Source organism: Ruegeria sp. CDSA079, assembly GCF_059612245.1.
Map to the genome: position 1 here is coordinate 23416 of NZ_JBXWQF010000003.1, position 13412 is coordinate 36827.

Genomic DNA, 13412 nt, shown 5'->3' on the forward strand with positions numbered 1-13412 from the left:
GATCAACGCGGCGAGGCGAGTGCCCATAGTACCCTAAAAACAAATGTGTTTCTACTATAGGTAGTTATTCTAGGGGGCAAAACAAGCGCCAATAATCTGTCAGACGCTGAACCGTTACCGAAATCTCTGCCCTGTTTCAGGGTCGAACACCATAGCGCGGTCGGGTTGGATCGAGATGCCAATCCTTTCGCCTGTTTTGCTGCGTTGTTCATCCCGTTCTTCAACAATTAGCTTGTCGCCATTTGGGGTGAGCAGATAGGAATAGGAAACACCCCCTAGCGCCTCGGTCAGGTCCACGGTGCAAGTATCCGCCGAGCGATCGATCTGGATATGCTCCGGGCGCATCCCCAAAGTCACCTTGCCCTGTCCGGCAGGAACCTCTTCAGAGACCGGCAGAGGTTGCGCCAGCACAGGATGAGTGATTTGGCCGTCGGCATAGTCGCAATCCAAAAAGTTCATTGCGGGTGAACCAATGAAACCTGCAACAAAACGGTTGTCGGGGTCGCGGTACAGATCCATCGGAGCCCCAACTTGTTCAATTCGGCCATCGCGAAGCACGACAATCTTGTCGGCCATAGTCATCGCTTCGACCTGATCATGGGTCACATAGATCATCGTCGCGCCGATTTCCTGATGTAGACGCGCGATCTCGACCCTCATTTCGACGCGCAATTCGGCGTCCAGGTTCGACAAAGGTTCGTCGAACAGAAAAACCTCGGGCCCGCGGACGATAGCACGGCCAATTGCAACCCGTTGCCGTTGCCCGCCCGACAGGGCCTTGGGTTTGCGTTTGAGGTAGGGATCAAGCTTCAGGATGTTCGATGCTTCCTGAACTTTCTGATCAATATCGGCTTTTGCAACACCGTTCATGCGCAGACCGAATCCCATGTTCTCGGCCACCGTCATGTGTGGGTAAAGCGCATAGGTCTGGAACACCATCGCAACACCACGCTTTGCCGGGTCCACATGCGTAACTTCCCGCGCGCCAATGTGGATCTCGCCTTCCGAGGTCTCTTCAAGCCCTGCAATCATGCGCAGCAAAGTGGATTTGCCACATCCAGAGGGGCCAACAAAGACGCAGAATTCGCCATCCTCGATCTGCAGATCGATCCCGTGAATGACCTGCGTCTGACCGTACCGCTTGATTGCCTGGTTCAGAGTTACTCCTGTCATGTCACTTGCATCCTGTCATCGCTAAGGTTTGGGCCTGTTTCGGGAAAGCGCCATGCCTGCGCCTCGGCCCCGATCTGTTCGGCCACGCGGCGGACACGCGGCACCCAGGCTTCGAGTTGTTTGAAGTTCATCCGTTCCGTCGAACCTGTCACGGAAATCGCACCCAGCATTCGACTGTTCGACGTCAGGACCGGGCAGGCGATACAGATGATTCCGGGCTCGTGCTCTTCATCATCGATAGCGAATCCCCGGCCGCGTATCCGATCAAGATCTTCGCGCAGCGCCTGTTCCGAGGTCAGGGTCCTTTCGGTGAAGCGGTGATAGCTTTGCTGAGAAATGACTCTATTCAGCGTCTCTTCCTCTAAATACGCCATCATCGCCTTGCCGACCCCGGTGCAGTAAGCGGGGCCAACCTTGCCAGCTTGTGAATACATCTCAATGGGCTGCGCAGCGTTGCGTTTTTCGACATACAGCACCTGACCTGAGTCGAGCTGTGCCAAATGCACGGTTTCACCCGTTTCCCGACTCAGCGCGTCCAGAAACGGGCGCGCGATTGGGGCCAGAGAGCTTTGTGTCCACGCGGCATGGGCAAGTCGGACAAGGCGCATCCCGGGGGCATAGGTCTGCCGGTCCGGGTCGTACGACAGCATTCCTTGATTCGTCAGGGATTGAAGGAATCGGTAGAGCGTTGCCTTTGGAAAGGCACTGCTGTCCAGCAGCTCCGAAAACCGCACAGGGCGCTGAAACGCCGCTACATGATCCAGCACATCACATGCTTTGCCTATGGTTCCATCACCTGACACGGGTGCGTGTTCTCCTCCAATTGCCGACCGCCATCCTTTCGATGGGTCTTGACAAGACTAACCGAGTCGATGTGTAGTTTTCAATATATAAAACTAGGTTTCAATATTTGGAACCGCACATGGGTGAAATAGGGAGGAGACCATGTATTCCACTTTCAAGCGCACAACAGCTGCGCTGGCGCTTGGTGTCGCGATGGCGGCACCTGCAGCTGCGGAACTGACCGGAGAGCTGCGCATTTTCCTGGACACATCAAACCCGGCGCCGCGTGCGACGATGGAAGCGATGATCGAGCGGTTTGCTGAACAGCATCCAGGGTTGGAAATCGAAACCACCGTGATCGACCGCGAAGCCTACAAAACGCAGATCCGCAATTTCCTGACGGCCGATACCCCGGACGTCGCCACATGGTACGCGGCCAACCGCATGAAGCCTTATGTTGAGGCTGGCCTGTTTGAGGATGTGTCGGACCTTTGGGCCGAACCGGAAATTGCCGACAATTTGGCCTCGACCAAAGGCGCGATGACCATCGACGGCAAGCAGTGGGGCGTGCCCTATACCTACTACCAGTGGGGCGTTTACTATCGCAAAGACATCTTTGATGAGCTTGGCCTGACTGAACCGACCACGTGGGAAGAAGAGCTGGCCAACTGCCAGAAGATCGTCGATTCAGGCCGCGCCTGCTATACCATCGGCACCAAGTTCCTGTGGACCGCCGGTGGCTGGTTCGACTACCTGAACATGCGCACCAACGGTTACGACTTCCACAATCAGCTCGCTAACGGCGAGATCAGCTGGGAAGATGACCGGGTCAAGCAGACCTTCGCCAACTGGAAACAGCTGATCGACATGGGCGCGTTCATCGACAACCACCAGACCTATAGCTGGCAAGAGGCCCTGCCCTTTATGGTCAACGGTGAAGCCGCCGCTTACCTTATGGGTAACTTCGCCGTTGCGCCGTTGCGTGATGCCGGGCTGACAGATGATCAACTGGACTTCTACCAGTTCGTTTCGATCAATCCCGATGTCGAACTGGCCGAAGACGCGCCAACAGATACGTTCCACATCCCGGCCAATGCGTCCAATAAAGAAGCAGCGCGTGAGTTCTTGCGCTTTGCGGTTTCGGCAGACGAGCAAACCGAGATCAACAATGGTGCAAACCTTGGTCAGCTGCCGGTGAACGCGCAGTCCGCGGTGGATGACGACAAGTTTCTGCAACAAGGGTTCCAGATGCTTTCATCCAACAGCCCGGGCGGTGTCGCCCAGTTCTGGGACCGCGACGCTCCGGCTGAAATGGCCAAAGCGTCGATGGAAGGCTTTCAGGAGTTCATGGTCAAGCCGGACAATGCCGACCGCATTCTGGCCAAGCTGGAACGAGCACGCCAGCGCATCTACGACAACTGATTTGGAATGGGCCGGGCTGGTGCCCGGCCTACGCCTTGCACAAACGTAGGCGGGCGGAAGCCCGCCTTCACCCCAACAGACCCGAGAGTCCCCATGACAGTTGCAGTAGACGTCCCCGAACAGGAAAGCTGGTTCCACCGCAACCAACAACGCATCGCGCCGTGGCTGTTTCTGGCCCCTGGGCTGCTATTCTTCATGGTCTACGTGATCATTCCGGTTTTCCAGTCTTTCAACCTGTCACTCTACGAATGGGATGGGCTGGGCGCGGCGGAATACGTCGGGTTCCGAAACTACGAGGACCTCTATTGGGAATGGGTTGATCGGGATGCTTTCTATATCTCGATGAAAAACAATCTGATCTGGCTGGTCATGTATTTGCTCGCGATTCCAGCGGGTCTGTTCATCGCGTTATTCCTGAACCAAACTGTTTGGGGCATTCGACTCTATAAATCATTGTTTTTCTTCCCGTTCGTGATCTCTCAGGTGGTCGTCGGTCTTGTGTTCACGTGGTTTTATGATCCGACTTTCGGCCTGCTGAACGAATTCCTCGACCTCTTTGGACTTGGCCCTCTCAATGTACTGGGGGATGAACGTTTCGTGACCTACGGTATCATCTTCGCCGGGCTCTGGCCGCAAACAGCCTATTGCATGATCCTGTATCTGACTGGCCTCAACGCCGTGGATCCGGAACAGATTGAGGCCGGGCGTCTGGATGGCGCAAAAAGCTGGAGAATGCTGTGGCATATAATCTTGCCGCAATTGCGTCCGGCCACCTTCATCGCCTTCGTTGTAACAATCATCGGCGCGTTGCGCAGCTTCGACCTGATCTCGATCATGACCCAGGGCGGACCTTTCGGATCATCTCGCGTGCTGGCCTATTACATGTTTGAAGTCGCCCTGTCCGAGTACGGATTCCGCATGGGCTACGGCGCTGCCATTGCGGTGATTCTGTTCCTGATCATGCTCTGCTTCATCGCCTACTTCCTGTGGTCGATGTACCGCGAAGAAAAGGGGCACTGAGATGTTTCCCAAACCTATCGAAAAACAACCGCGAGCAGCGCAGATTACCTATCAGGCGATGCTGCCACTGGCACTGTTGCTTTGGCTAGGTCCCTTGTTGGCGGTTGCCCTTTTCTCGGTCAAACCCGCCGCAGATTTCACCAACGCCAACTACTGGGGATTGCCGTCCAGCTTTGAGGGTGCGTTCAACTATGGACAGGTCTTCTTCAACTCGGACATGCCGCGCTATCTGTTGAATTCGTTCATGATCACCATCCCAACAGTGATCGGAGCTGTCGCGCTGAGCTGCATGACCGGCTTTGCTCTGGGAATCTACAAGTTCAAATCGAACCTCTGGATCTTCTTCATGTTTGTCGCGGGCAACTTCGTGCCCTTCCAGATCCTGATGGTGCCGGTACGCGATCTCACGCTTGAACTCGGTCTCTACAACACCAAAACCGGCCTTGTACTTTTCCACATTGCCTTCCAGACTGGGTTTTGCACCCTCTTCATGCGCAACTTCATCCGCGCCCTGCCGTTTGAACTGATCGAAGCCGCTCGGGTCGAGGGTATCAGCGAAATCCGTATCTTCTGGTATGTAGTCTTACCTTTGATGAAGCCGGCAATTGCCGCGCTTAGCGTACTGATCTTCACCTTTATCTGGAACGACTATTTCTGGGCCGTCGTGCTGACTCAGGGCGCGGAAAGCCAACCTGTCACCGCTGGTATCACCAGCTTTAACGCTCAGTTCAGGGCCGCCTATCAGCTCATGAGTGCGGGTTCCATCGTCGCGGCCTTACCGCCCGTTGCCATGTTCTTTCTGATGCAGAAACACTTTATCGCGGGCCTGACCCTCGGTGCTGTAAAGTAACGTCAAACCAAGAGTTTGTAAGATGACAAAGATCACCTTTATCGGGGCCGGTTCCACGATCTTCATGCAGAACATCGTGGGTGATGCCCTGCTGACCCCAGCATTGGCGAACAGTCAGTTTGCCCTGATGGATATTGATTCCGAGCGCCTTGCCGAAAGCGAAGCTGTGGCGCGCGCCATGATCCGATCGATCGGCACGGGTGCAACGGTTACAACCCATACCGACCGCCGTGCTGCGTTGGATGGCGCAGATTTTGTCATCACTGCCTTTCAGGTCGGGGGGTATGAACCTTGCACTGTCACGGATTTCGAAATTCCCAAGCAATATGGCTTGCGCCAGACCGTTGCCGATACGCTGGGCGTCGGTGGCATCATGCGCGGCTTGCGTACGGTTCCGGTGTTATGGGATGTAGCGCACGATATGATGCAGCTCTGCCCGAACGCGACGCTGCTTCAATATGTAAATCCGATGGCGATCAACACCTGGGCTCTGGCCGAGCGATTCCCCGGCCTAAAGCATGTTGGTTTGTGCCATTCGGTGCAAAACACGGTCGAAGAGCTGGCCCACGATCTGGACCTGCGCAAAGAGGACATCCGCTACAAGGTCGCGGGCGTCAATCACGTGGCCTTCTTCCTGAAGCTTGAACATCAGAACCGCGATCTCTACCCCGCTTTGCGGAGAGGCTATGCCAGTGGTCAAATCCCAAAACCGCCCCTGCTGATGCCGCGCTGCCCCAACAAAGTGCGTTACGAAGTCATGGACCATCTGGGCTATTTCTGTACCGAAAGCTCGGAACACCTGGCCGAATACGTCCCCTGGTTCATCAAGGACGGGCGTCAGGATCTGATCGAGCAGTTCTCCATCCCACTGGACGAGTACACGACACGCTGTGTCGAACAGATTGCCAACTGGAAAAAGCAAGCCAAAACGCTGACCGACGGTCGCGACATTGAAGTCGTCCGCAGCCACGAATTTGCCGCCGATCTGATGAACGCCATCGTCACGGATACCCCATATACAGCCTATGGTAACTTGCCGAACACAGGCCAAATTCCGCAACTTCCCTTGGGTGCAGCGGTCGAAACGCCTTGTCTGGTGGATAGCAATGGTGTGCAGCCTTCGGTTGTCGCCGACATACCGCCTCAACTGATTGCCCTGATGCGCACGCAGATCAACGTGCAGGAACTTACCGTTCGCGCTTTGGTCGATCAGAACCCGGAATATATATATCACGCAGCCATGATGGATCCGCACACTGCGGCCGAACTCGACCTGCGCCAGATCCGCAATCTGGTGAGCGACTTGCTAACGGCCCATGCCGACTGGCTGCCCGATTGGTGCCGCCCTGCTCGGGCCGCCTGATCTTCATCTTTTCAACAATACTCAATTCCAACCGCAGCCAAGAAAAGCCCCGCAAAAATGACAAAACGCCGCTCACAGCATTGGTACGGAAAACTCGACAAGGACGGGTTCATCCACCGGTCCTGGATGAAGAACCAGGGTTTCCCTGATCACGCTTTTGATGGGCGGCCGATCATTGGCATCTGCAATACGTGGTCGGAACTGACCCCTTGCAACTCGGGCCTGCGCGATCTGGCCGAAGGCGTCAAACGTGGTGTGTGGGAGGCAGGCGGCTTTCCGGTCGAATTCCCCGTCATGTCTTTGGGCGAGACGCAGATGAAGCCCACAGCGATGTTGTTCCGCAATTTGCTGGCGATGGATGTCGAGGAGTCAATCCGTGCCTATGGCATTGACGGCGTGGTCCTGCTGGGCGGTTGCGACAAGACCACGCCGGGGCAATTGATGGGCGCGGCCTCGGTCGACCTGCCTTCGATCGTTGTCAGTTCCGGCCCGATGCTGAACGGCAAATATCGTGGGCAGGATATCGGCTCGGGCACGGATGTGTGGAAATTCTCCGAGGCCGTCCGCGCCGGAGAGATGACGCTGCAGGATTTCATGAACGCTGAATCCGGTATGTCGCGCAGCGCCGGTGTTTGTATGACAATGGGCACCGCAAGCACAATGGCCTCACTTGTCGAGGCGATGGGTATGTCCTTGCCCACCAACGCCGCCTTACCTGCCGTTGACGCCCGCCGAATGGCACTGGCGCATCTGACCGGCAAACGGATTGTCGAGATGGTGGACGAGGACCTCAAACCCTCGGACATTCTGACCAAAGAGGCATTTGAGAATGCCATCCTGGCCAATGCTGCGGTGGGTGGCTCGACCAATGCCGTTGTTCACCTGTTGGCTTTGGCGGGCCGGGTGGGAGTTGATCTGACACTCAAGGATTTTGAGATCGGGTCGGAGATCCCCCTGCTGGTAAACTGTATGCCCTCGGGCAAATATCTGATGGAGGATTTCTGTTACGCGGGCGGTGTGCCGGTCGTGCTGAACGAGCTTAAACCCTTCCTTCGCCCGGCAATAACGGTGTTGAACAAAGACATATCGGCCCATTACGAAGGAGCCGAATGCTTCAATTCGGACGTTATCCGCCCCTTCAACGACCCAGTGAAATCCGCTGCTGGTTTGCGTGTGTTGCGCGGCAACTTAGCACCGGACGGAGCCATCGTTAAGCCTTCGGCGGCGACGGACGAACTGCTGGAAACCGAAGCCGAAGCATACGTTTTTGAGAATATCGAAGACCTGAAAGCCAATATCGACCGAGATGACTTGCCTGTCACACCCGATACCATTCTGGTTCTGAAAGGCTGTGGCCCCAAGGGTTATCCGGGAATGCCAGAAGTTGGCAACATGCCGATCCCGGCCAAGCTGGTGAAAGAGGGCGTGCGCGACATGATCCGTATCTCGGACGCGCGCATGTCGGGGACGGCTTATGGGACCGTCATCCTGCATGTCAGCCCCGAGGCGCAGGCAGGCGGCACGTTGGCTTTGGTCAAAACTGGTGACCGTATCCGCGTCTCTGCCAAAAAGGGCGAACTGGAACTTCTGGTGGATGAAAAAGAACTGGAAGCCCGTCGTGCTGCGTGGCAACCGGACGATCCTCACTACACCCGCGGATACGCGAAGCTTTACATTGACCATGTGCTGCAAGCCCATCGAGGCGCTGACCTTGATTTCCTAGTGGGCAAAGACACCCGCCTTGTAACCAGAGAGAGCCACTGATGGATCAAACAGCAACATTCCCTGACCTGAACGGGGCGTCTGTCTATATCACTGGTGGCGGCTCGGGCGTCGGCGCAGCACTAACCGATGGATTTATGGCTCAGGGGGGCAACGTGGCTTTCATCGGTCGCTCAGACGCCAGCGGGTTCGTCGAGGAGATGCGGGACAAGCATGGCCGCGCGCCGCTTTTCATGCAGGGTGACATGACCGACACCGAGTTGCTGCACGCCACCATGCGCCAAGCCGCCGAGGCGCATGGTCCCTTGCACGTATTGGTAAATAATGCGGCCAATGACCAACGACACGCATTGGACGAAACCACTCAAGAGTTCTGGGACTGGATGATAGAGGTCAACCTGAAAGCCTACTATTTCGCTTGTCAGGAAGCGGCCCGGCAAATGAAAGACGGGGGTGCGATCATCAATTTCAGTTCGATCAGCTACATGATGGGCAACGCGGGGTATCCGATCTACACAACGTCAAATGCTGGAATTACAGGCATGACGCGTTCATTAGCACGTGAGCTTGGTCCGCAGAACATCCGGGTGAACGCTCTGGCTCCCGGCTGGGTTCTGACGCAGAAACAACTGGACATGTGGGCAACGCCCGAAGATTTGGCTGCACATCTGGATCGGCAATGCCTGAAAGAACATCTGACACCCGAAGACATGATTGCGCCCACCTTGTTTCTGGCGTCTAAGGCCAGCCGCGCGATGACCGGTCAATGCATGGTCGTTGACGGTGGCGTTGTGGTTACGGGGTAACGTGATGAAGACAGACTGGATCGCTGTTGATTGGGGTACCTCCCATCTGCGGGCGTGGGCTATGCAAGGGCACACGGTGCTCGATCAGGCGCAGTCCGACGCCGGTATGGCACGTATCGGTCAGGATGGGTTCCAAGCCGCATTGTTGGGCCTGATTGAATCCTGGCTCGTAGATACCCAGGTGAACGTGATTGCTTGCGGTATGGTTGGGGCGCGGCAAGGTTGGGTCGAGGCACCCTATTGCGCTGTGCCGAGCCAACCGCTGCCAGCCGCGCCTATCCGTGTTCCCGGCACCGATCCACGTATCCGCGCCTTTGTGGTGCCGGGTCTGAAACAGGTGGCACCGCCGGACGTTATGCGCGGCGAAGAAACGCAGATCGCAGGATTTCTTGCCGCACATCAGAACTGGGATGGGGTGATCTGTTTGCCCGGAACACATACAAAATGGGTTCAGGTCAGCGCAGGCGAAGTTGTCAGCTTTCGGACGTTTATGACGGGAGAGATGTTTGACTTGTTATCCGGGCAATCGGTGCTGCGGCACTCGGTTTGCGAAGGTTGGGACGACAATGCCTTTGTGGACGCAGTTGCAGATACCTTGTCCAAGCCCGAACAACTTGCTGCACGTCTCTTCGGCCTGCGCGCGGCAGATTTGCTGCAGGGTCAGGACAAGGGCACCGCTCGGGCGCAGCTTTCGGGTTTGCTGATCGGTGCCGAGTTGGCCGCCACCCGGCCCTATTGGTTGGGACAACAGCTGGCTGTCATTGGCGCCGACGGTGTGTCGCAGATCTATGCCGCCGCGCTAAAGCAGCAAGGCGCATTCGCCGAAACTATAAACGCCACTGCGGCGACGCTGGCAGGGCTTGCTCTGGCTAAAGACAAGGTGAATTCATGAGCCGTCCTATCATCGCCATTCTGCGTGGACTAAACCCGACAGAGGCCGAAGCCGTTGGGCGCGCAATTCTTGACGCGGGGATTGACCGGATCGAAGTGCCGCTCAATTCACCCGACCCGCTGAACAGTATCGCCGTTTTGGCCAAGGCGTTTGGGGATCAGGCGCTGATTGGCGCGGGCACGGTTTTGTCCGTCGATCAGGTCGAAGCGGTCTCGGACGCCGGGGGCAAACTGATCGTATCGCCAAACTATGATGCCGACGTCATCGGACGCTCGGTCGCTCTGGGGATGCAAAGCTGGCCGGGTGTCTACACCCCGACCGAAGCTTTTGCGGCCCTAAAGGCTGGGGCCACAGGACTGAAGCTGTTTCCCGGTGTGATGGCAGGGCCGACCGGGCTGGCCGCTTTGCGCCCGGTTCTGCCTGATGGCGCGCTGGTCTTTGCCGTAGGTGGTGCAGGCCCTGAGAATTTCGATCAGTGGATCAAGGCCGGTGCAGACGGGTTCGGAATCGGATCGGCGCTTTTTCAACCTGGCATGGACGTAACCGAAATAGCAGATCGTGCCCACCGCGTCGTTGCGGCCTATGACAAGGCGACGGGATGAGCACTGTTTTTGACGACCGCCCGTGTGAGTTGGGCGAAGGGCCTTTGTGGCACCCCGAACGGCAACAGTTGTTTTGGTTCGACATCATCGGCAAACGTCTGATGACCCGTGATGGACAAGGGTCAATTAGCTGGGCATTTGACGAACATGTCTCTGCCGCAGGGTGGGTCGACCGAGATAGGCTGTTTCTGGCGTCAGAATCCGGGCTCTGGCGGTTTGATCTGACCACTGCGGACCGCAGCTTGATCGTCCCTTTAGAGCCAGACAATCCTGTGACCCGCTCCAATGATGGCCGCGCCGACCCTTGGGGTGGGTTCTGGATTGGAACGATGGGAAAGCAGGCCGAACCAGCGGCCGGATCGATCTATCGGTTCTGGAAAGGCGAGCTGAGGCGTCTGGTTGCGGATGTGACAATCTCGAACGCGATCTGTTTTGGACCGGATCGGTCCGTTGCCTACTTTTGCGATACCGTGACAGGGCAGGTTCGGTGTTGGAAGCTGAATGCAGAAACCGGGTGGCCTGAAGGGGATCATTCGGTCTTTTTGGATCTTAGGGATGAGGGGCTGAACCCTGACGGCGCTGTGGTTGATGCCGCTGGAAACATCTGGATTGCACAATGGGGTGCCAGCCGGGTTGCCTGTTACACACCTGATGGACAATTCCTGAGCGCCGTGTCTTTCGATGCGGCACACACGTCCTGCCCGGCCTTTGGTGGCAGTGACTTGAGCACGCTGTTCTGTACTACAGCGCGTCAGGGGTTGAGCGTCGGCGAAATCGAAGCGCAACCAAACAACGGAATGACCTTTGCCGCGCTGAATGTCGGGCGGGGTCAGGCAGAACACAAGGTCATCTTATGAAGCCGGAACTTGGCGTTTGCTATTATCCCGAGCACTGGCCCGAGGCGATGTGGGCAGCGGATGCCGCGCGCATGATCGCCACCGGCTTGACCTGGGTCCGTATCGGTGAGTTTGCGTGGAGCCGTATGGAACCACAGCCGGGTAATCTGCAGCTCGATTGGCTGGACCGCGCGATCGAAACACTTGGTTCCGCAGGATTGAAGGTCGTACTGGGCACGCCAACGGCAACGCCGCCGCGCTGGATGATCGACAAACACGCCGACATGTTGGCTGTGGATGAACATGGGCACCCGCGCAAGTTTGGATCGCGGCGGCATTATTGCTTTAGCCATAAAGGCTATATCGACGAATGCTCACGCATAGCCCGCATCATGGGAGAGCGGTATGGCCGCAATCCGCATGTGGCCGTTTGGCAGATCGACAACGAATACGGGTGCCACGACACAACGGTCAGCTACAGCGTCCCTTCCCTCCAAGCCTTTCGGCATTGGCTGGCGGATCAATACGGATCCGTCGAAGCGCTCAACACTGCATGGGGCAATGTGTTCTGGTCGATGGAATACGCCAGTTTTGATGAGATCGATCTGCCCAATCAAACCGTGACCGAACCGAACCCAGCCCACGTATTGGCGTTCCGGCGGTTCAGCTCGGATCAGGTTGTGGCGTTCAACAAGGCTCAGGTTAACGTCTTGAGGCAGTTGACTGATGCGCCACTGCTGCACAACTACATGGGTCGTGTTCTGAATTTCGATCACTTCGAGGTCGGCGCTGATCTGGATATTGCCACCTGGGACAGCTATCCGATTGGGTTTTTGTCGGACCGGCTGGAAGATGACGACGCGCATAAGATCGCCTTTCTTCAGCAGGGCGACCCGGATATGCAGGCGTTTCACCATGATCTGTACCGGGCAGTCGGATATGGACGATGGTGGGTGATGGAACAGCAACCCGGTCCCGTGAACTGGGCACCGTTCAATCCAGCCCCCCTGCCGGGAATGGTGCGCCTCTGGTCGCTTGAAGCTGTTGCCCATGGGGCTGAGGTGGTCAGCTATTTCCGCTGGCGTCAGGCCCCCTTCGCCCAAGAGCAGATGCACGCGGGCTTATTAACGTCGAATAACCGCCCCGCGCCTGCTTTGAACGAGGCACGTCAGACCGCTGACACACTGTCCGAGTTGGGTGAAGTTCTTCAGGTGCAAGCCAGAGTGGCCATTTTGTTTGATTATGCGTCGGACTGGGCATGGGCTGCTCAGCCGCAGGGGGCTGGGTTTGATTACTTTCGACTGGTCTTTTCCGCCTATCGCGCTTTGCGGCGCGCGGGGTTGTCGGTGGATATCGTATCGAAACATGACATTTCAGGACAATACGATCTGATCCTTGCGCCGGGCCTCGCGACAATCGACCAGGATTTGGAGCGCCGTCTGCAAGAGGCATGTAAGCTCGCGATCCTTGGCCCCCGCAGTGGAGCCATTACGCATGATTTCCAAATTCCCAATACGGGCCGTCCCGGGTTGGGCGCCTTGGACTGTGAGGTCGATCTGGTTGAAACGCTACCTCCGACGGTTGAACGACCCGTTCAAGGGGGTGGTGCGGCCCTGCATTGGGTGGATCGCCTGTCAGGATCGGCCGCCGATTTATTGAGCTTTGAAGACGGAACGCCTGCGCTTAAGGGAAATTCCGGGCTTTGGTATCTGGCAGGTTTCCCCGACGAGTCGCTCTGGGACCGGATCATACTGATGGCGGCAGAGCAAACAGGGTTGCGTGTGCAAACCATGCCGCCAGGGCTGCGGATGCGCGAGACTGCTGATCATGTTTTCCTGATCAACTATAACGCGGACCCGGTGATCTGGGACAGGAAAACCGTTCCGGGCTGCGATGTCGCCATCCTGAAACGCAATCCGCCCGGACAGATTTGATCCTGATCC

12 protein-coding genes are annotated in these 13412 nt (G+C 56.9%); 10 read left to right on the top strand and 2 right to left on the bottom strand.

Annotated features, from left to right (window positions below):
- Positions 1–114: 114 nt before the first annotated feature.
- Together AC2FJZ_RS04025 and AC2FJZ_RS04030 are read right to left on the bottom strand one after the other, a co-directional pair.
- Positions 115–1173: an ABC transporter ATP-binding protein gene (locus AC2FJZ_RS04025; RefSeq protein ID WP_496776147.1), complete on the bottom strand. Its 1059-nt coding sequence runs from the start codon at positions 1171–1173 to the stop codon at positions 115–117.
- Positions 1170–1976: an IclR family transcriptional regulator gene (locus AC2FJZ_RS04030; RefSeq protein ID WP_496776148.1), complete on the bottom strand. Its 807-nt coding sequence runs from the start codon at positions 1974–1976 to the stop codon at positions 1170–1172. Before AC2FJZ_RS04030 ends, AC2FJZ_RS04025 begins: the two co-directional genes overlap by 4 nt.
- A gap of 142 nt (positions 1977–2118) precedes the next feature.
- Between AC2FJZ_RS04030 and AC2FJZ_RS04035 the strand changes: the two genes are divergently transcribed.
- The 10 genes from AC2FJZ_RS04035 (at position 2119) to AC2FJZ_RS04080 (ending at position 13403) form a co-directional block, all read left to right on the top strand.
- The gene (locus AC2FJZ_RS04035) at positions 2119–3378 is read left to right on the top strand and encodes an ABC transporter substrate-binding protein (protein ID WP_496668016.1); all 1260 of its coding nucleotides are present in this window, start codon (positions 2119–2121) and stop codon (positions 3376–3378) included.
- 93 nt (positions 3379–3471) lie between these two features.
- Positions 3472–4398 carry a carbohydrate ABC transporter permease gene (locus AC2FJZ_RS04040; RefSeq protein ID WP_496668017.1) on the top strand — a complete coding sequence of 309 codons (927 nt, stop codon included), beginning with the start codon at positions 3472–3474 and terminating at the stop codon, positions 4396–4398.
- Between the two features lies 1 nt (position 4399).
- Positions 4400–5248 carry a carbohydrate ABC transporter permease gene (locus tag AC2FJZ_RS04045; protein WP_050603898.1) on the top strand — a complete coding sequence of 283 codons (849 nt, stop codon included), beginning with the start codon at positions 4400–4402 and terminating at the stop codon, positions 5246–5248.
- A 22-nt stretch (positions 5249–5270) separates the two neighbouring features.
- Positions 5271–6611, top strand: a complete 1341-nt coding sequence (locus tag AC2FJZ_RS04050; protein WP_496776149.1) for an alpha-glucosidase/alpha-galactosidase — start codon at positions 5271–5273, stop codon at positions 6609–6611.
- Between the two features lie 57 nt (positions 6612–6668).
- Entirely contained in the window at positions 6669–8375 is a 1707-nt protein-coding gene (locus AC2FJZ_RS04055; protein WP_496776150.1) for an IlvD/Edd family dehydratase, read from the top strand.
- Positions 8375–9139, top strand: a complete 765-nt coding sequence (locus AC2FJZ_RS04060; RefSeq protein ID WP_496668020.1) for an SDR family NAD(P)-dependent oxidoreductase — start codon at positions 8375–8377, stop codon at positions 9137–9139. The genes AC2FJZ_RS04055 and AC2FJZ_RS04060 overlap by 1 nt, the downstream gene beginning before the upstream one ends.
- 4 nt (positions 9140–9143) lie before the next feature.
- Positions 9144–10031 carry a 2-dehydro-3-deoxygalactonokinase gene (locus AC2FJZ_RS04065; protein ID WP_496776151.1) on the top strand — a complete coding sequence of 296 codons (888 nt, stop codon included), beginning with the start codon at positions 9144–9146 and terminating at the stop codon, positions 10029–10031.
- Positions 10028–10633 carry a 2-dehydro-3-deoxy-6-phosphogalactonate aldolase gene (locus tag AC2FJZ_RS04070; RefSeq protein ID WP_496668022.1) on the top strand — a complete coding sequence of 202 codons (606 nt, stop codon included), beginning with the start codon at positions 10028–10030 and terminating at the stop codon, positions 10631–10633. The genes AC2FJZ_RS04065 and AC2FJZ_RS04070 overlap by 4 nt, the downstream gene beginning before the upstream one ends.
- A complete protein-coding gene (locus tag AC2FJZ_RS04075; protein WP_496668023.1) occupies positions 10630–11490 on the top strand; it encodes an SMP-30/gluconolactonase/LRE family protein in 861 nt (286 codons plus the stop codon). Before AC2FJZ_RS04070 ends, AC2FJZ_RS04075 begins: the two co-directional genes overlap by 4 nt.
- The gene (locus AC2FJZ_RS04080) at positions 11487–13403 is read left to right on the top strand and encodes a beta-galactosidase (protein WP_496668024.1); all 1917 of its coding nucleotides are present in this window, start codon (positions 11487–11489) and stop codon (positions 13401–13403) included. The genes AC2FJZ_RS04075 and AC2FJZ_RS04080 overlap by 4 nt, the downstream gene beginning before the upstream one ends.
- The last annotated feature ends 9 nt before the right edge of the window (positions 13404–13412 follow it).